This window comes from Pseudoxanthomonas sp. PXM01 (assembly GCF_014851815.1).
In the GTDB taxonomy this organism is placed as follows: Bacteria; Pseudomonadota; Gammaproteobacteria; order Xanthomonadales; family Xanthomonadaceae; genus Pseudoxanthomonas_A.
In genome coordinates, this window is record NZ_JACVAJ010000001.1 from 1,926,506 (window position 1) to 1,944,372 (window position 17,867).

The 17,867-nt window shown below is 67.3% G+C and carries 15 protein-coding genes and 1 tRNA gene; 8 read left to right on the top strand and 8 right to left on the bottom strand.

Going from position 1 to position 17,867, the window contains the following annotated elements:
• Positions 1 to 9: 9 nt before the first annotated feature.
• Positions 10 to 1,710, bottom strand: a complete 1,701-nt coding sequence (locus IB230_RS08855; RefSeq protein WP_192271035.1) for an AarF/UbiB family protein — start codon at positions 1,708 to 1,710, stop codon at positions 10 to 12.
• A 119-nt stretch (positions 1,711 to 1,829) separates the two neighbouring features.
• On the opposite strand from IB230_RS08855, the gene IB230_RS08860 reads away from it, so the two are divergent.
• Positions 1,830 to 2,012: a hypothetical protein gene (locus tag IB230_RS08860; RefSeq protein WP_192271037.1), complete on the top strand. Its 183-nt coding sequence runs from the start codon at positions 1,830 to 1,832 to the stop codon at positions 2,010 to 2,012.
• 14 nt (positions 2,013 to 2,026) lie between these two features.
• Here the strand turns inward: IB230_RS08860 and IB230_RS08865 are convergent, their stop codons facing one another.
• Positions 2,027 to 2,284, bottom strand: a complete 258-nt coding sequence (locus IB230_RS08865) for a hypothetical protein (protein ID WP_192271438.1) — start codon at positions 2,282 to 2,284, stop codon at positions 2,027 to 2,029.
• A 51-nt stretch (positions 2,285 to 2,335) separates the two neighbouring features.
• Positions 2,336 to 4,426, bottom strand: coding sequence for a catalase (locus IB230_RS08870; RefSeq protein WP_192271039.1), 2,091 nt, complete (start codon positions 4,424 to 4,426; stop codon positions 2,336 to 2,338).
• A 275-nt stretch (positions 4,427 to 4,701) separates the two neighbouring features.
• Here IB230_RS08870 and IB230_RS08875 point away from each other — a divergent pair, with 275 nt between their 5' ends.
• The 7 genes from IB230_RS08875 to pdeM all read left to right on the top strand — a co-directional run bounded on the left by IB230_RS08875 (position 4,702) and on the right by pdeM (position 11,587).
• Positions 4,702 to 5,037, top strand: a complete 336-nt coding sequence (locus tag IB230_RS08875; RefSeq protein WP_192271041.1) for a hypothetical protein — start codon at positions 4,702 to 4,704, stop codon at positions 5,035 to 5,037.
• Between the two features lie 105 nt (positions 5,038 to 5,142).
• Positions 5,143 to 5,391 carry a hypothetical protein gene (locus IB230_RS08880; protein ID WP_192271043.1) on the top strand — a complete coding sequence of 83 codons (249 nt, stop codon included), beginning with the start codon at positions 5,143 to 5,145 and terminating at the stop codon, positions 5,389 to 5,391.
• Between the two features lie 69 nt (positions 5,392 to 5,460).
• Positions 5,461 to 5,682, top strand: coding sequence for a hypothetical protein (locus tag IB230_RS08885; protein ID WP_192271044.1), 222 nt, complete (start codon positions 5,461 to 5,463; stop codon positions 5,680 to 5,682).
• A gap of 185 nt (positions 5,683 to 5,867) precedes the next feature.
• Positions 5,868 to 6,869 carry a ligase-associated DNA damage response exonuclease gene (locus tag IB230_RS08890; RefSeq protein WP_192271047.1) on the top strand — a complete coding sequence of 334 codons (1,002 nt, stop codon included), beginning with the start codon at positions 5,868 to 5,870 and terminating at the stop codon, positions 6,867 to 6,869.
• Positions 6,866 to 8,458: an ATP-dependent DNA ligase gene (locus IB230_RS08895; RefSeq protein WP_192271049.1), complete on the top strand. Its 1,593-nt coding sequence runs from the start codon at positions 6,866 to 6,868 to the stop codon at positions 8,456 to 8,458. Before IB230_RS08890 ends, IB230_RS08895 begins: the two co-directional genes overlap by 4 nt.
• Positions 8,455 to 10,905 (top strand): ligase-associated DNA damage response DEXH box helicase, encoded by a 2,451-nt coding sequence (locus IB230_RS08900; RefSeq protein ID WP_192271051.1) that lies wholly within the window; start codon positions 8,455 to 8,457, stop codon positions 10,903 to 10,905. Before IB230_RS08895 ends, IB230_RS08900 begins: the two co-directional genes overlap by 4 nt.
• Positions 10,895 to 11,587, top strand: coding sequence for a ligase-associated DNA damage response endonuclease PdeM (gene pdeM / locus IB230_RS08905; protein ID WP_192271053.1), 693 nt, complete (start codon positions 10,895 to 10,897; stop codon positions 11,585 to 11,587). The genes IB230_RS08900 and pdeM overlap by 11 nt, the downstream gene beginning before the upstream one ends.
• Before the next feature lie 189 nt (positions 11,588 to 11,776).
• Here the strand turns inward: pdeM and IB230_RS08910 are convergent.
• The 5 genes from IB230_RS08910 to dtd all read right to left on the bottom strand — a co-directional run bounded on the left by IB230_RS08910 (position 11,777) and on the right by dtd (position 17,866).
• Positions 11,777 to 11,852, bottom strand: a tRNA-Ile gene (locus tag IB230_RS08910).
• Entirely contained in the window at positions 11,815 to 13,788 is a 1,974-nt protein-coding gene (gene mdoH / locus IB230_RS08915; protein WP_192271428.1) for a glucans biosynthesis glucosyltransferase MdoH, read from the bottom strand. The genes IB230_RS08910 and mdoH overlap by 38 nt, the downstream gene beginning before the upstream one ends.
• The gene (locus IB230_RS08920; protein WP_343227278.1) at positions 13,788 to 15,305 is read right to left on the bottom strand and encodes a glucan biosynthesis protein G; all 1,518 of its coding nucleotides are present in this window, start codon (positions 15,303 to 15,305) and stop codon (positions 13,788 to 13,790) included. Before IB230_RS08920 ends, mdoH begins: the two co-directional genes overlap by 1 nt.
• A 166-nt stretch (positions 15,306 to 15,471) precedes the next feature.
• Positions 15,472 to 17,325 carry an RNA polymerase sigma factor RpoD gene (gene rpoD / locus IB230_RS08925; protein WP_192271056.1) on the bottom strand — a complete coding sequence of 618 codons (1,854 nt, stop codon included), beginning with the start codon at positions 17,323 to 17,325 and terminating at the stop codon, positions 15,472 to 15,474.
• Positions 17,326 to 17,425: 100 nt separating this feature from the next.
• Entirely contained in the window at positions 17,426 to 17,866 is a 441-nt protein-coding gene (gene dtd / locus IB230_RS08930; RefSeq protein ID WP_192271058.1) for a D-aminoacyl-tRNA deacylase, read from the bottom strand.
• Position 17,867: the final 1 nt, after the last annotated feature.

The following is a 17,867-nucleotide window of genomic DNA, read 5'->3' on the forward strand; positions in this document are numbered from 1 at the left end:
GCCGCCGCACTAGCGTGGTCCGCGCTCCTCGCGCGACCGCGCACGATGGTCGCTGAGCAGCGAGCTGGCGATGATGCCTCCCCCCAGTGCCACGCCCAGCAGGAACAGCACCAGGGCCACCACGGGATAGCCCCACAGCGTGTGCGACGACGGCACGCGCATCATCATCGCCGAGGCGAGGATCAGCGCGGCGGTGATGACGCCCACGGAGATGCGGTTGGCGATCTTCTGCAGGTTCTCCATCAGCCTGGATTCTTCCAGGCCGGTGACCCGCATCTGGAACCGGTTCTCGGCGACCAGCGAGAGGATGTCCGACAGCTTGCGCGGTCCATCGCGCAGCAGCGCCTGGACCTCCATCATCTCGCTGGCCAGGTTCGGCGAAGACAGCGACTTGCGCAGGCGCGCACGCATCACGTGCTGGAGCTGGTCCTCCACCACGCGCTTGGTATCGAGTTCGGGCGCCAACAGGTGGCAGACGGTATCCAGGTTGAGCAGCGTCTTGCCGAGCAGGCTGAGCTCCGGGGGTGGCCGCAGGCCGCACTGGGCGGCGATGCGCACCAGGTCCAGCACCACCCTGCCCTCGGACATCGACGACTGATGGGCGCCGTATCGGGCGATCAGCTGGCCCACTTCGCGCAGGAAGCGCGGCTCGTCGTAGTCCTCCAGCCGGATGCCCAGGGCGATGCACTCTTCCGCGACCTGCTCGCCGCGACCATCGACGGCGGCGAACAGGAGCTTGAGCAGGCGGTCGCGTTGGCGGGGCGGGACGTTGGCGACCATGCCAAGGTCGAAGATCGCCAGGCGTCCGTCGTCCGTCACCCGCAGGTTGCCCGGGTGCGGGTCGGCATGGATCTCGCCATGCACGAACACCTGGTCCAGGTAGCCGCGCAGCAGGTCTTCCGCCAGCGGCGTCATGCCCTGCTCGGTACGGCGCAAGCCGGAAATCTGGTCCACACGCCGGCCATCGGCCAGTTCCATCGTCAGCACGCGCTTGGTGGTGTAGTCCCACACCGGCGCAGGCACCCACAACTGCCGGAACGGCGCCAGGTGCTCACGGAAGCGCTCCAGATTCTCCGCTTCCGCCACGTAGTCCAGTTCGGCGGTGAGCGAGCGCGCGAACTCGCCCAGCCATTCCGAGAAGCGCACATGGCGTCCCACGTCGGTGAAGCGGTCGGCAGTGCTGGTGATCCCGCGCAGCAGGTCGAGGTCGGCCATCAGCTGCTGCGCCACGCCGGGCCGCTGCACCTTGACCGCCACCTCGCGGCCGTCGCGCAGCGTCGCGCGGTGGACCTGCGCCAGCGACGCGCAGCCGAGCGGGGTCTCGTCGAAGCTGGCGTAGGCCTTGCTGATGCGCACGCCGAGCGCGTCTTCGACCTGTTCGCGGATCACGTCAAAGGACACGGGCGTGACCTTCTCCTGCATGCGTTCCAGCGCCGTCGCATAGGCGGCGGGCACCAGATCGGGCCGTGTCGACAGCATCTGTCCCAGCTTGACGAAGGTGGGACCCAGCGCTTCAAGCTCGTCGGCGAACTTGTCCGGGCTGCCGTCGTCGGCGAGGTCCTCGTCCAGCATCGCCGGCTCCAACGAAAGGCCGTTGAACACGCCGGTTTTCCGGTAACGGAACAGAAAGCGCAGGATGGCGGCGCGGCGCGTCAGCCGGCTCTCACTGGATGGTATGGAAGGGATCGCGTGAGCAGCTTGATCGGTCATGACGCCGTTGTCGCGCGCCTTCGGTGAGGGCCGGGTGAACACCGGTTGCCCCGGCTCACGCGCCACTCACCATTCGGGGTTTGAAATCGATACCCGCGCCTAACAGGGAGTGCAGACCCATGAGCCAGCCGCAAACCCACAAGCCCAATCCGCACGCGGATGGCGAAAAGGCCAACACGCCCGACAAGCATCGCAACGACAACGCGCGCTGGAAGGATCATGACCAGCCCGACGCGCCTCGCACGGATCGCCCCGACCCGGAACGGGACTATCCCGACGCACACGACAGTGTTCCGCGATAACGGAGAGTGGGATATCAGAGCGGCGGTACGACGGGCCGTTCGCGCACCACCGTACCCGGCGCGACCGTATAGCTGTCGGCGACGATCTGCTGACGCTGCGCGACGGTGGCCAGCAACTCGTTGGTCCTGCGCTGTTCCTCGATCTGCCGCCGCAGCAGTCCTTTGATGCCGAACACCGCGAACGGCACCAGGATCCACAGGATCGAGAGCACCAGCCCGAGCGCGAGCAGGAAGAAGCCGAGGAAGGTATAGCCGGCGGTCAGGTTGTCCATGTGGGTCTCCTTGTCGGTGGTATCGGGTGAACGGTCTGCGCGACGCGGCGGTCAGGCCAGCGTGCGGACCTTCTTCTCGCGGTTCCATTGGCGCGTTCGTGCAGCGGAGAGGAAGGCCTCGGTAAGGTCGGCATCGACCACGCCGGCATCACGCCCGACGCCTGCCGCCTTCAACAGGGCCTGTGCGCCCGTGTCGACGCCGATCGCCTTCAGATGGCCGAACGCATCGCGCACGAAATCCACGGCGGCGGCCTCCTTGGCCAGGCGTTTGCCGGCATCGGCATCCAGTACCAGGGCCACGGCATCGAACAGCACCGAGGGCGTGCCGGCCAGTTGGCCGTCGGCCGGCAGCCGCATGCCGTCGTCGAGGGTGGCACCGCCAAGGCGAGGTGCGACAACCTTCACCGTGGCGCCTTCGCGTTCGATCGCCTTGCGCAGCGCCTTGATCAGTTTCGCATCGGAGCCATCGTCGACCAGGATGCCGACCACGCGTCCTTCCAGCGTGTCGCGCATCCGGTCGATGATGCGCAGCGCAGGCGATGGGGCCATGTCCTTCGGTGCGACGGCCGCGTCGGGCGCCGCTGGCATGCTGTCCATGCCCAGGCCCTTGGCCACGCGCTCGGCCAGTGCCTGGTCGATGTGGCGCAGATGGCCGACGACCGCCCCACGGACATGCGAAGTTTCGACCTTCGACAGCTCGAACACCAGGGCGAATGCCAGGTGCGCCTGCTCGTGCGCACTCTGGCTGCGGAAGAACAGGCGTGCTTGCGTGTAGTGGTCGGCGAACGATTCGGGGCGCAGCCGCTGCTTGCCGCCCGACTCCACTGGCGTGGCATGGCTGCGGAACCCTGCCGGCGTCTCGCGCGGTGAATCGGCCTGCAGCGAGCTGGGCTCGTAATTGACGCGTCCCTTCGGGACCGCCATCTGCATGTGTCCGTCGCGCTGAAGATTGGCGAACGGACACTTGGGTGCGTTGACCGGGATCTGGTGGAAATTGGGGCCACCCAGCCGGGACAGCTGGGTATCGAGATAGGAGAACAGCCGTCCCTGCAGCAGCGGATCGTCGCTGAAGTCGATGCCGGGCACGATGTTCGCGGGACAGTACGCCACCTGCTCGGTTTCGGCGAAGAAGTTGTCCGGCCAGCGGTCCAGCACCATCCGCCCGATGACGGTCAGCGGGATGGTTTCCTCGGGGATCAGCTTGGTCGGATCGAGATGGTCGAACGGGAATTCCGCGGCCTGCTCCTCGGTGAACAGCTGCACCGCGAGGTCCCAGGCCGGATAGGAGCCGGCCTGGATCGCCTCGAACAGGTCGCGCCGATGGAAGTCGTTGTCGGCCGCCTGCAGCTTCACGGCTTCGTCCCATACCGTCGACTGGATGCCGAGCAGGGGTCGCCAATGGAACTTCACGAAGGTCGAGCGGCCCTGCGCATCCAACAACCGGAAGCTGTGCACGCCGAAGCCTTCGATGGTCCGCAGCGAACGCGGGATCGTGCGGTCGCTCATCGCCCACATGATCATATGCATGGTCTCGGGCGTCAGCGACACGAAGTCCCAGAACGTGTCGTGGGCACTGCCCGCCTGCGGAAAGCCCCGGTCGGGCTCCATCTTCACCGAGTGCACCACGTCCGGAAACTTCATCGCGTCCTGGATGAAGAACACCGGGATGTTGTTTCCCACCAGGTCCCAATTGCCCTCGCTGGTATAGAACTTGACCGCGAATCCGCGCACGTCGCGCGGCGTGTCGACCGAGCCCGCGCCGCCGGCGACCGTCGAGAACCGGGTGAACACCGGCGTGCGTACGCCCACGTCGGTCAGCACCTTGGCGGTGGTGAACTTCGCGAGCGACTTCTTGAGTTCGAAGTAGCCGTGCGCCGCGGTGCCGCGCGCATGGACGATCCGTTCCGGTATGCGTTCGTGGTCGAAGTGGGTGATCTTCTCGCGGAGGATGAAGTCTTCCAGCAACGTGGGGCCGCGGGGCCCTGCGCGCAGCGAGTTCTGGTTGTCGGCGACCGGGATGCCTTGGTTGGTCGTCAGACGGGGATGCTGTCCGCCGGCGCTGTCGTGGCGTTCGTCGCCTGCGCCCCGCGCGGCGGGTCGTGGCGTCCTGGGGGACTTGGCGGGCTTCTTCTGGCTGGCCATCGGGATTCCAGGGGTAGGGCGACAAGACGTGTGCATGCGGTCGACGCGGCGCAACACCGACGCGTCTTCGCCATGCGCTGCGTGCATCGGATCTTCCACGCGGCGCGTGACCACGATGTGCACCGCAGGTCATGTTGGTGAACACCATGTCGGTGGCCGTCGCGCGCCGAGGTGCATCGGTCTTTCCTCGCTCGGCGCGGCCGTCGACGTTGACGCGGCATCGACGTCGCATGCGTACCGTTGGGCATCCCACGCGCCGCACCAGGGAAAACGACATGTCCCACGCAAAGCTATCGCCCGACTATGTGTGGCGACAGGAAAACGACCAGCACACCTTGCACCTCGGCGATCATCCCCTGATCCGCATCCTTCCCGTCGGTGCCGGCTGGATCGTGCGCACCCTGCTGCATGTCCCCGGCATCGCACCGCAGCAGTTCGCGGTGCGTTCGGTACAGAGCGGAAAGGGCTGGGCGACACGCTGGACACTGGACCGCCAACGCCTGATTGCCCGCGCCTGCGGCAGGGAGGATCTGGCACCGGACGTCATCCACGCGCCGCCGCGCCGCTCTTACGCCTGGCAGCATGCGAGCTGGACGCGGTCCGCCGGATAGCGCGAATGACCCGGCGCGCGGTGCCGGACGGCGGCCAGGACGGCGGCCAGGACGGCCTTGCGCCGTGTCGCGTCGTTTCGGGCCTGCACCACGGGAGTGTCGACGGTGACCGACATCATTGGCTGGACGGCCTCCGCGATCCTGTTGGCGACGCTCGTGCGGCAGATCGCCAAGCAGTCGGCAAGCAAGGACCGGGAAGCCGTATCGACCTGGCTGTTCCTCGGCCAGGCCAGCGCATCCCTCTTGTTCGTCGTCTATTCCGTCCTGCTGGAGAACTGGGTGTTCACGGTCACCAACAGCTGCCTGCTGATCACCGCCATCGTCGGCCAGATACTGACGCGACGGAAAACCTGAAGGCCCCGATCAAAGCACTGCGCGGCAACCGGAAGAACAGGCAGCGCCACCACAGAACAGGAGGTACGCATGAAACCCGTGAACGAAGAGATCTTCGTCGTGGACGAGTTGGGACAGCAGGTGTCGTTGATCCGCGTGATGCCCGACAGTGAAGACAACCTCCACGCGGGCGATGGGAAGACCGGCGCCGCGGCCGAGTTCCGCACCGCCGACGGCCTCCGTGTCATCGCGCTGGATGACGGCACATTCCAGGTCGAAGCGACCGGGACGCGATTCAGGCCCGCACAGTGACGCCCCACGCGCGTACCAGCGCCCTTTCCGCAATGCATTCGCGCCCCTGCACGTGCGCAACGGATCCAAGGTCCGGATCGGCATGCTTCCGACTGAGCCACGTCTCACGCCTAGCAACTTCCGGATGAATGCGCCTCGTTCCGCGTCACGTCCGCATAACCCGCTTCGCCGTGGAATCCTGATCGATGGGAGTCCATGACTGCGACATCATCCAGCTCCGTCCCGAGGGGATGTACTGCCCCGCGGGTGACTTCTACATCGACCCCTGGCGTCCCGTCGCTACCGCCGTCATCACGCATGGCCATGGCGACCACGCACGGATCGGCATGGGGTGTTACCACGCGGCCCGCGCATGCATGCCGGTGTTGCGCTGGCGGCTCGGTGAGCAGGAATTCCATCCGCACGACTACGGCGAGTCCTTCAGGTTGGGATCGGCGCGCGTGTCGCTGCACTCTGCCGGCCATGTGCTGGGCTCGGCGCAGGTGCGCATCGAGGTGGACGGCGAGGTCTGGGTCGCCGCCGGCGACTACAAGCGGCAAGCGGACCCGACCTGCGCACCGTTCGAGACCGTACCCTGCGACGTCTTCATCACCGAAGCCACCTTCGCCCTGCCCGTCTATCGCTGGCCGGACACCCATGACGAGGTCGGCCGCATCGTCGCGTGGCGGCGTGCCTGCGCGGCGCGCGGACGCACGGCGGTGCTGTATGCCTATGCGCTCGGCAAGGCGCAGCGGATCCTCGCCGAACTCGTGCGCTTCGACGAACCTCCGGTCTTCCTGCATGGTGCGGTCGACACCGGCGTGCAGGTATATCGCCAGGCCGGCATCGATCTGATCGCGACCGAGCCCGTCGGCGAGCAACCCAAGGGCAAGGACTTTGCGGGCAGGCTGGTCATCGCGCCTCCCTCTGCCGCCGGGTCGACCTGGACGCGCCGCTTCCGCGATGCGGAGCATGGCTTCGCCTCCGGCTGGATGCGCCTGCGTGGTAACCGCCGGCGCCGGAACTACGACCGCGGCTTCGTGCTGTCCGACCACGCGGACTGGCCGGCGTTGCTCGACACCATCGAGCAGACCGGCGCACGGCGCGTGATCGCCACCCATGGCAGCACGGACGCGCTGATCCGCTACCTGCGGGAGCGCGGACACGATGCGCAGGCGTTCTCCACCGGCTTCGGTGCCGAGGAATGAAGGCGTTCGCCACGCTTTACCAGACGCTGGAGCACAGCACCGGCACGCTGGACAAGCGGGCCGCGATCGCCGGGTACGTGCGGAACACGCCGCGCGCCGATGCCGCGTGGGGGCTGTGGTTGCTGGCCGGCAACAAGCTGCGGCGGATCGCCGGCAGTGGTGAACTGCGCGCCTGGTGCGGCGACGTCGCGGGACTGCCGGCCTGGCTGGTCGACGACAGCTACTCGCACGTCGGCGATCTCGCGGAGACCCTGGCGCTCTTGCTCCCCTCCAATCCGCTGCCTGCGGCGGAGGTTCCGCTGCATGCGTGGATCGAACAGCGGTTGCTGCCGGTCGCAGGTGCGGATGCCGAGGTGCGGCGCCGCACGATCATCGATGCGTGGATGCAACTGCCGGATGGCGAACGCCTGGTGTTCAACAAGCTGCTGACCGGCGCATTCCGCATCGGCGTGTCGCTGCGACTGGTGCAGCAGGCTCTCGCCGATCTGTCCGACGTTCCCATCGCCGTCCTCGCGCAACGCATGCTCGGCGACTGGCCGCCGACGCCGGACTTCCTCGCTGCCCTGTTGTCGACCGACGTGCTGGACAGCGACCGCGAACAGCCCTACCCGTTCTTCCTCGCCTCGCCGTTGGAAGCGGCCGTCGAGCAACTGGGCGACATCGGCGATTGGCTGCTGGAATGGAAGTGGGATGGCATCCGCCTGCAGATCATCCGACGTCGCGGCGAGGTCGCGCTGTGGTCGCGTGGCGAAGAGCGGCTGGACGGGCGCTTCCCCGAAATCGAAGCCGCCGCCGATGCGTTGCCCCGCGACGCGGTGATCGATGGCGAACTGCTGGCGTGGAACCAGGGCGACGCGCCCCTGCCTTTTTCCGCCTTGCAGACCCGCATCCAGCGCAAGCGTCCCGGCAGCAAACACCTGGCGGCCGCGCCCGCCCGCGTGCTCGCCTACGACCTGCTCGAGCTGGACGGCGAAGACGCACGGGAATGGCCGCTGCACGCGCGCCGGCAGCGCCTGCGCGAGCTCCTCGACGCCACCGGCGATCCGCGGCTGGTGCTGTCGCCGGAAGCACGTGCCGCGAACTGGGAAGAGGCCGCCGCGATGCGCGAGACCTCGCGTGGCCGCGGCGTGGAAGGCCTGATGGTGAAGCGGCGCGATTCGCCCTACCGCAGCGGACGCCGGCGCGGCGACTGGTGGAAGTGGAAGATCGATCCGCTCACCATCGACGCGGTGCTGCTGTACGCGCAGGCCGGCCATGGACGGCGCAGCACGCTGTACACGGACTACACGTTCGGCGTGTGGAACGAGGCAGGCGAGCTGGTGCCGGTGGCCAAGGCCTATTCCGGCCTCGACGACAAGGAGATCCTCGCGCTCGACCAGTGGATCCGCAGCCACACGCGGGAGCGCTTCGGCCCGGTGCGCTCGGTCGTAGCGGAACAGGTCTTCGAGCTGGGCTTCGAGGGCGTCAACGTCAGTGGTCGCCACAAGTCGGGTATCGCCGTGCGCTTTCCGCGCATCCTGCGCTGGCGCCACGACAAGCCGGCCACGGAAGCGGACCGTCTGGCGACCTTGAAGGCGCTGGCGCGATGACGCCGCTCGCAAGCCTGCAGCGCTGGTTCGCCGCGCGGGGCTGGAAACCGTTGCCGTTCCAGCGGCAGGCATGGCGGCACTACCTGGCCGGGGAATCGGGCCTGATCCACACCCCCACCGGCAGCGGAAAGACGCTGGCGGCCTTCGGGGGGCCGTTGCTGGAAGCCCTGGCGGAGCCTCCTGTGCCCTCTGGCCGGAAGCGCAACGCAACGCGACCGCTCCGGGTGCTGTGGATCACGCCCTTGCGTGCACTGGCGTCGGACACCACGCGCGCCCTGACGGATACCGCACATGCCCTCGGCCTGCCATGGACGGTGGCGCAGCGGACCGGCGACGCGAGTACGCGCGACAAGCGGCTGGCGCGCAGCGGCAAGCTGGACGTGCTGGTCACCACGCCCGAGTCCCTGTCGTTGCTGTTGAGCTATCCCGACACCGCGCCGATGTTCGCGGACCTGCGCTGCATCGTGGTCGACGAGTGGCATGAGCTGATGGGCAGCAAGCGCGGCGTGCAGACACAACTGGCACTGGCCCGCGTGCGGCACTGGTCACCGGACGCGCGCACCTGGGGCCTGTCGGCGACGCTGGGCAACCTCGACGGCGCCTGCCGTGCGCTGCTGCCTCCGGATGTTGCCCCGCAGGAGCTCTCCGCGGCACGTCCCCGCCCGATGACCCTGGAGACCCTGCTGCCTGCGGACATCGCACGCTTCCCGTGGAGTGGCCATCTCGGCCTGAGCCAGCTGGCAGGCGTGCTGCAACGCGTGCTGGCCGTGCGGACGACCCTGCTGTTCACCAACACGCGGGCGCATGCGGAACTGTGGCACCAGGCCCTGGCCTCCGTCTGGCCGGAGGACGCCGTTACGCTCGCGCTGCACCACGGTTCGCTGGATCCTGGCGTGCGGCAACAGGCGGAAGCGGGATTGCGCGACGCGACACTGCGCTGCGTCGTCGCGACCTCCAGCCTCGACCTGGGCGTGGACTTTCCTTCCGTCGACCAGGTGATCCAGATCGGCAGCCCGAAGGGCGTGGCACGCCTGCTGCAACGCGCAGGACGTGCGCGGCACCGGCCGGGTGAAACAGGTCACGTGCTCTGCGTCCCGACGCACGCGCTTGAGCTGGCGGAGTACGCCGCGACCCGGACCGCCATCGCAGAGGGCGTGGTGGAAAGCCGGCAGGCGCCGCGCATGCCACTCGACGTGCTGGCGCAGCACTGCGTCACCGTTGCGCTGGGCGGCGGCTTCCTGGCGGACGCGCTTTTCGCGGAGGTGCGGCGCACCGACGCCTTCGCCGGGCTCGATGCCGCCACCTGGCAGCGTGTGCTCGATTTCATCGTGCGTGGCGGCGGCGCGCTGGAGCACTATCCCGAGTATCGCCGCGTAGTGCACGACGAGGATGGCGTGCACCGCGTGCATGACCGCACCGTCGCCCTGCGCCATCGCCTCTCTATCGGCACCATCGCCAGCGACGGGAACGTCGCGGTGAAGTTCCTGCGTGGTGGCGGACTGGGCGCGGTGGAGGAAGCGTTCCTGAGCCGGCTGCGTCCCGGCGACCGCTTCCACTTCGCCGGGCGGTTGCTGGAACTGGTACGGCTGCAGGACATGACGGCCTACGTCCGCCTGGTCAAGCAGGGCGACGGCGTCGTTCCCCGCTGGATGGGCGGGCGGATGCCGCTCTCAACGCGGCTGGCCGGGCAGGTGCGCGCGACGCTGGCGAACGACCGCACGTCGCCGGAGATGCGCGCGCTGCAACCGCTGCTGGCGGTGCAGGCGCGGGTCAGCCGGATGCCTTCCCCCGACCTGCTGCTGGTGGAAACGGTACGCAGGCGTGACGGCCAGCACCTGTTCGTTTTTCCGTTCGCCGGCCGCCGCACGCATGAGGGCCTCGCTGCGCTGCTGGCGTGGCGGCTTGGCCAACGCGAGCCCAACACGTTCTCGATGTCGGCCAACGATCTCGGCTTCATGCTGTCGCCGCAACGGCCCCTGGAACTGGACGCCGATGCGCTGCGTAGCCTGCTGGCGCCGGAAGGTCTCGTCGACGACCTCATGCAGGGTGCCAACCTGGGCGAACTGGCGCGCCGGCAGTTCCGCGGCATCGCACGGGTGGCCGGACTGCTGCCTCCCTCGCTTCCGGGCCGGGCGCCGCGCAGCCTGCGCCAGCTGCAGGCCTCGAGCGGCCTGCTGTTCGATGTTCTCGCGCAGCACGATCCCGACCATCTGCTGCTGGCGCTTGCGCGTCGCGAAGCGATGGATGAAGACCTGAATGTCGCCGAGATCGACAACTTGCTGCGGCGGCTGCAGGACCATGCCATCGCCGTTGAACGGCCCGAAAGCCTCACGCCTCTGGCGTTCCCGCTGTGGGCCGACGGCATGCGCGGCCATCTGAGCACCGAGGACTGGCAGGTGCGCGTGCGCCGGGCGGCGGAGCAGCTGGAGCGCCGGCATGGCCGCTAGCCTGACGCTGGAACTGGCCGGCGAGTCCATGCAACTTCTTGCGGACCGCGCGCTGTTCTGGCCCGCACAGGCGGTGCTGTTCATCGCCGACCTTCATCTCGGCAAGGGCGAGGCCTTGCGCCGTGGCGGTATCGCCGTCCCTCGCGGAGGAACACGCGAGGACCTGCTGCGCCTGCAACACCTGCTGGACGAAACCCAAGCACGCGAGCTGTGCGTCCTCGGCGACTTTCTCCATGGTGCCGCCTCCGGAGGCGGCTGGCAGCAGGAATGGCAGGCCTGGCGCGCAGCGCATGCCGGGCTGGTCATTTCTGTCGTCGCAGGCAACCACGATCGCCGGTTGCATCGGCAGGCCGAGGACTGGAATCTCACGCTGCAGGAAGAGAACACCCCACGCGGCCCTTTTCGGCTATGCCACATCCCGAGGGCGACACCCGGGCACGTGATCGCCGGCCATCTGCATCCACGCGTCCGGTTTCCCGGCCTTCCTGGCCGATGGCCCGCGTTCCTGATACGCAACGGCCTGACCATCCTGCCCGCATTCTCCCGCTTCACGGGCGGCGTGGTTCCCGCGGGTGAACCCGGCGACACCTATGTCGTTTGCCTGGATGGGCAACTCGCGGAGCTGCGCCATGAGCGAAAGCCCGGGAAGGCGGTCGGCGACAGGCAGAGTCGCGAAAGATAACCACAGCGCCATCGGAACGAAGATATGCCCTCGGCTCACGAGGCGGTGCAGCTTTCCCGACTTGCGGGGCTACTGATCGCTGATGTCTTTTCTACAAGGGCACCACAAGGTTCGTCGTCGGGACCGTACCGGAAACGTACCTTCGAGCTTCCGCACACCCGCCACTCTTGCGCAAGCGATTGAAGCAGTTGGTGGGCCCACCAGGACTCGAACCTGGAACCAAAGGATTATGAGTCCTCTGCTCTAACCATTGAGCTATAGGCCCCCAGCGGCGGGATTGTACCGGAGGCGTCACTCGTCGATGGCGTGCTGTCATGCCGGGCGCGAAGTCCGAGGGCGCGGTCGAGCACGGGCGGCGGCGTGGTGTCCTCCGGCGTGCGGAACCAGCCCGCCGCGCACAGGCGGCTTCCCACCCGGGGCGAGGCGGTCAGGACATTGATCGGCACGGACAACACCATGCCCAGGATCACCGGCGCCATCCACGCAGCCAAGGCGGGAGACACCAGATAGGCGACGATGCCACTGAAGGCACCGAACAGGGTCAGTCCGGCGTATCGCCGCAGCAGGCTGCCGAGCGACACACTGCCATCGTCGCGGCGCTGCGTTTCCCAACCCGAGTCGCGGCCTGCGAGGACCTCGGCCACGCCGCGCGACTGCACGTACATGGTGACGGGCGCCATCAGCGCCGCCATCGCCGTTTCCAGCAACGCACTGCCGGCGATCCGCGCGGCGCCGCCGCATTGCCGCCGCAGCGCGGGGTCCAGCATCGTGGCGATGCATCCCATCACTTTCGGGGCAAGCAACACCGCCATGGTGAAGTAGAAAACCCACAGGAACCGTTCCGGGTCGCCACCGCGCCAGTACAGCGCAGGGGTGAATCCCGCCAGGTGCGGCTGGTCCAGATGGAAACCTGCCTGCTGCAGCGGGATCGCCAGGCCGACCAGCATCAGCATCGCCCACATCGGCGCGGTGAAGTAATGGCCGATGCCCACCAGCAGGTGCAGGCGGCTGATCCAGTGCAGGCCACGCGCGGGCAATACGGCGCCATGCTGCAGGTTGCCCTGGCACCAGCGACGGTCGCGCACCAGCATGTCGGTCAACGATGGCGGGCCCTCTTCGTAACTGCCGCCCAGCCCGGGCGCCATGTGCACCGCCCAGCCACCCCGGCGCAGCAACGCCGCCTCGACGAAGTCGTGGCTCAGCACCGCGCCCTCGAACGGCTTTCCGCCTCCGAGGTGCGGCAGACCCGCGTGCCGCGCGAACGCCGCGGTGCGGATGATGGCGTTGTGTCCCCAGTAGTTGCCTTCGGCACCATGCCACCACGCAATGCCATGTGCGACGACGGGCCCGTACACACGCCCGGCGAACTGCTGCATGCGCGCGAAGAACGTGCGCCCGTTGACGATCATCGGCAGCGTCTGCACGAGCGCCAGCGTGGGTTGCCGCTCCATGGCCGCCGCCAGCCTGACCAGGGTGTCACCGGTCATCAGGCTGTCGGCGTCCAGGATGAGGAAGTGCGGATAGGCGCCGCCGAAACGGCGGACCCAATCGGCGATGTTGCCGGCCTTCCGCTCGGTGTTCTTCTGGCGACGCCGGTAGAACACGCGCGCGCCACTTCCCAGCCGCTGCAGCAGCTCCTGCACGGCCGCGAGTTCCTCCCGCTGCGTCTCCGGCCTGGTCGTATCGCTCAGGATGAAGAAGTCGAAGCGATCCCCCTGACCGCTCTCCGCCAGCGACTCGTGCATCGCCTGGACCCCCGCGAGGACCCGCCACGGATCTTCGTTGTAGGTCGGCACGAGAAGCGCGGTGCGCTGTGTCAGCGCGGGCAACGGCGCGTCCGGATCGATACCCAGCGGATGCGGACGTTTCGCGAGCAGCATGACGAAACCGGCCAGGGCACTCGAGAACGAGAGTGCGATCCAGGCGAACAGCGCGACGAACAGCACGAGCAGGATGCCCTCGAGCACGTCGATGCCGCCACCGCGCAGTACCCACCACACCTGGTAGGTCGCGAAGAGCGTCAACATCGCCGCGATGCCCATCACCAGGGCACGACGTCCTCCGATTCCGGCGGGCGACGTGGGCAGCGGACGTGACGAAAGACGCCCTGTGCGCAGTTCCTGCACCGGCATGGGCAGGGGCGATTCGAGGGGCAGCCACTCACTCTGCAGGGCGGCGGAAGGCGGGGTTCGGTCGTTCATTACGGGCTCCAGCGGTACAGCCAGGTTTCGGACAGCGGCGTATGCCCCTCCAGCACGCGCGCATGCAGTTCCACATCATGTCCGTCCCCGTGGGGACGGAATTCGAAGCTCAGTCGCCATCCACCCGCTTCCGGATTCGGATACGCGACCGCATTCATGACGTCGCCATGGACCGCCCACACGTCGGGCGTCAGCGTCGTGTCATGGACCATGGACGCCAGGCGCCCTCCCTCCAGATCGATCACCACCAGGCGTCGCGTGGCATCCGGGGCCGCGCCGATGCGGGTGGCGCCGACGGTCGCCAACGCAGCCTCCCATCGGTGCGTGTCGCACCAGTGCATGCGGTAGTCGAAGCGATACTCGCGACCGGCACGCAGCGGTTGTTGCGGTCGCCAGAACGCCACGATGTTGTCGTGATACTCGTCGGCGGTAGGAATCTCCACCAGCGTCACCGCGCCGTCTCCCCACTCGCCCACCGGTTCGATCCAGAGACTGGGGCGCTGGTGGTAGCGCGCCTCGGTGTCGGCGTAATCGGCGAAGCGACGCTTGCGCTGCAGTAGCCCGAAACCACGTGGCTGCCTGTCGACGAACGCGCTTGTCCGCACGCGCGGCGGATTTCCCAGCGGCCGCCAGATCTGCTCGCCTTTGCCGTTGAAGATCGCCAGTCCATCCGAGTCGTGCACGGCAGGCCGGTAGTCGTCGACCCCGGCGCGGTCGCCGGCGTCGAACTCGAACATGCTGGTCAACGGCGCGATACCCGCGCGGGCAAGATCCACGCGCGGATACAGGCGCGACTGCACATCGATGACCGTCTCTCCGCCGGGCCGGATCGCGAAACGGAAAGCGCCGGCGACACTCGGACTGTCGAGCAGGGCATGGACGATCAGATGATCCGCATCGGATGCGGGCTGTTCTATCCAGAAGGCGCGGAACACCGGAAACTCCTCGGCGCCGGGATCGCCGCTGCCCAGTGCCAGTCCGCGCGCGGAAAGGCCGTAGAGGTGTCCCTTGCCCAGCGCGCGGAAGTAACTCGCCCCCAGGAAGACGATCAGTTCGTCGTACACCGTCGCCCGGTTGAGCGGCGTATGCACACGGAATCCCGCAAAGCCGGTGTCCGCGCCCAGTTCCGCGCCGACCCCGGGCGGCAGCGAGAACATCGCGGGCGAGTAGACGAGCGGCGTGGCGGCTCCGTCATGCACCAGGTGCAGGTCGATGCGCTGCTTGAACAGGAAACCGCGATGGAACATCTGCAGCTGGAACGGCAGGGCTTCGCGGCGCCAGATCGCCTGCCCGGGATCGAAACGCAGGTCGCGATACGCGTCGTAATCGGCCGCCAACGCCGCAGGCAGGCTGTCGCCTGGCGCGCGGAAGGGCTGCTTCGCCATCGCCTGCGCAAGGCGTGGAACCGTTTCCAAGTCGAAGCGTGTGGAGGGTGCGGCGGTGTTCGCTGCTGTCGAAACCTGCGCCAGCGCGCGGGGCATGGTGCCCAGCAATGCCATGGCGAGGACGGATTTCACTGCATCCCGTCGCTGCACGCGGAAGTCTTGCTCGTGGGGTGCGACCAGTCTAGGCATCCATGCGTGATGAAGATGAAAAGGCTGTCGTAAACCTTCACCCCTTCGCCAAAAACAAACGCGGCCCATCGGGGCCGCGTTTATCTGGTGCTTATGAAGCCTGGATGCGTCAGTCGATGTCGAGGAAGCTGCGCAGCTGCTCCGAACGCGACGGGTGACGCAGCTTGCGCAGCGCCTTGGCTTCGATCTGGCGGATGCGCTCGCGGGTGACGTCGAACTGCTTGCCGACTTCTTCCAGCGTGTGGTCGGTATTCATGTCGATACCGAACCGCATGCGCAGCACCTTCGCTTCCCGCGGGGTCAGGCCTGCGAGCACGTCGCGGACCGTTTCCGACAGGTTGATGTTGGTGGTGTTCTCGATCGGGGACTCCACGTTGGTGTCCTCGATGAAGTCGCCCAGATGGGAATCCTCGTCGTCGCCGATCGGCGTTTCCATGGAGATCGGTTCCTTCGCGATCTTCATGACCTTGCGGATCTTGTCCTCGGGCATGTCCATTTCCTTGGCCAGCTCCTCCGGCGTGGCCTCGCGGCCGTACTGCTGGAGCATCTGGCGGGAAATGCGGTTCAACTTGTTGATCGTCTCGATCATGTGCACCGGGATACGGATGGTGCGCGCCTGGTCGGCGATCGAGCGGGTGATCGCCTGGCGGATCCACCAGGTGGCGTAGGTCGAGAACTTGTAGCCGCGGCGGTATTCGAACTTGTCCACCGCCTTCATCAGGCCGATGTTGCCTTCCTGGATCAGGTCGAGGAACTGCAGGCCGCGGTTGGTGTACTTCTTGGCGATGGAGATGACCAGACGCAGGTTGGCCTCGACCATTTCCTTCTTGGCCTTGCGCGCCTTGGCTTCGCCATAGGCCATCGCACGGCTGATTTCCTTGATGTCGGCCAGCGTCAGGTGCATCGCCTGCTCGACGGCGATGGTGGCTTCCTGCTCGGCGACGATCTGCTCGCGCACGTCGCGCAGGCCAGACGACCACTTCTGCTTGCGCTTCAGCACCTCGTCGACCCAGCCGAGGTTGGTCTGGTTGCCCTCCCAGGCGCGCAGGAATTCCTTGCGCGGCATCTTGGCGACATTGGCGCACAGGTGCAGCACGCGGCGCTCATGGTCCTTCACCTGTGCCACGACCTCGCGCAGCTTGCGGACCAGCGTATCGGTCAGCGGCAACGGGAGCTTCAGGGTGACGAAGGTCTCGCCGAGTTCGGCGCGCAGCTTGGTGACGGCCTTGTTGTCCGCGCCATTTTTGGCATAGGACTTCTTGAACTTGGCGTAGCCGTCGGCCAGCACCTGCATGCGGCGCGCGACCTCTTCCGGATCCGGACCGGTCGGCGCGGCTTCCTCGGCGGTATCGTCGTCGCCGTCTTCTTCGTCCTCGGCGTCTTCGGTCGCGTCAGAGGCTTCTTCAGCGGCCGGTACTTCCGGCGCCGGTTCCTCGACATCGTTGAAGCCGACGACGACTTCGGCCAGGCGCTTCTTGCCGGCCTTGTGCAGTTCGTACTCTTCCAGCAGCAGCTCGATCGACCACGGGAAATTGCCGAGGGAGGCCTGCACCTGGCCCAGGCCTTCCTCGATGCGCTTGGCGATGGCGATTTCGCCTTCGCGGGTCAGCAGCTCGACGGTGCCCATCTCGCGCATGTACATGCGCACGGGATCGGTGGTGCGGCCGCCTTCGGTATCCAGCGAAGTCAGCGCGGCAGCGGCTTCTTCGGCCGCGGTCTCGTCGACTTCGCGGTTGCCGGTGTTGCCGTCGGCCAGCAGCAGGGTTTCGGCATCGGGGGCAACTTCATGGACATCGATGCCCATGCCGTTGATCATGCCGATGATGTCCTCGATCTGCTCCGGGTCGACCAGGTCGTCCGGCAGGTGATCGTTGACTTCGGCGTAGGTCAGATAGCCCTGCTCCAAGCCCTTGCTGATCAAGAGCTTGATATCGGACTGCTGCGCAGGACGTTCGTTGGCCATGGAGGTTGCGCCACCGGGAGTGAGGAAGGGAGAACCCCGTATTATACCAGCCCGGACCGGCTTGGGTTCCTGCAACCTGGTGCCCGGCAAGGGGGAAACGTCAGGGGCGGAGCAGGAAGGTCACGGGCCCGTCGTTGACGAGGCTGATCACCATATGGGCACCGAAACGGCCGGTTTCCACCCTCCCGGCGTGCCTTTCCCGGCAGATCGAGACCAAGTGGTTGAATCCCTGTTCAGCCTCGACGGGAGGGGCTGCCGTCGTGAAGCTGGGGCGCAGCCCCGACCGCGTATCTGCCGCCAGGGTGAACTGGCTGACCAGCAGCAGGCCGCCGCCCGTCTCGGAAAGTGAGCGGTTCATGCGTCCGGCCTCATCGGCGAACACGCGGTAGCCCAGCAAGCGCTCGGCCATGCGCGCGATCTGCGCGTCGCTGTCCCCCGGCTCGACGGCGACCAGCGCGAGCAGCCCGCCGTCGATGGCGCCGATCACCCGTTCATCGACGGCCACGGAAGCCCGGGTCACACGCTGGATCAGGGAAAGCATG

Bases quoted from the DNA above. Each gene is read 5' to 3' on its own strand.
- IB230_RS08855 (WP_192271035.1), bottom strand. From the start codon at position 1,710: ATGACCGATCAAGCTGCTCACGCGATCCCTTCCATACCATCCAGTGAG.
- IB230_RS08860 (WP_192271037.1), top strand. From the start codon at position 1,830: ATGAGCCAGCCGCAAACCCACAAGCCCAATCCGCACGCGGATGGCGAA.
- IB230_RS08865 (WP_192271438.1), bottom strand. From the start codon at position 2,284: ATGGACAACCTGACCGCCGGCTATACCTTCCTCGGCTTCTTCCTGCTC.
- IB230_RS08870 (WP_192271039.1), bottom strand. From the start codon at position 4,426: ATGGCCAGCCAGAAGAAGCCCGCCAAGTCCCCCAGGACGCCACGACCC.
- IB230_RS08875 (WP_192271041.1), top strand. From the start codon at position 4,702: ATGTCCCACGCAAAGCTATCGCCCGACTATGTGTGGCGACAGGAAAAC.
- IB230_RS08885 (WP_192271044.1), top strand. From the start codon at position 5,461: ATGAAACCCGTGAACGAAGAGATCTTCGTCGTGGACGAGTTGGGACAG.
- IB230_RS08890 (WP_192271047.1), top strand. From the start codon at position 5,868: ATGGGAGTCCATGACTGCGACATCATCCAGCTCCGTCCCGAGGGGATG.
- IB230_RS08895 (WP_192271049.1), top strand. From the start codon at position 6,866: ATGAAGGCGTTCGCCACGCTTTACCAGACGCTGGAGCACAGCACCGGC.
- IB230_RS08900 (WP_192271051.1), top strand. From the start codon at position 8,455: ATGACGCCGCTCGCAAGCCTGCAGCGCTGGTTCGCCGCGCGGGGCTGG.
- pdeM (WP_192271053.1), top strand. From the start codon at position 10,895: ATGGCCGCTAGCCTGACGCTGGAACTGGCCGGCGAGTCCATGCAACTT.
- mdoH (WP_192271428.1), bottom strand. From the start codon at position 13,788: ATGAACGACCGAACCCCGCCTTCCGCCGCCCTGCAGAGTGAGTGGCTG.
- rpoD (WP_192271056.1), bottom strand. From the start codon at position 17,325: ATGGCCAACGAACGTCCTGCGCAGCAGTCCGATATCAAGCTCTTGATC.
- dtd (WP_192271058.1), bottom strand. From the start codon at position 17,866: ATGCTTTCCCTGATCCAGCGTGTGACCCGGGCTTCCGTGGCCGTCGAT.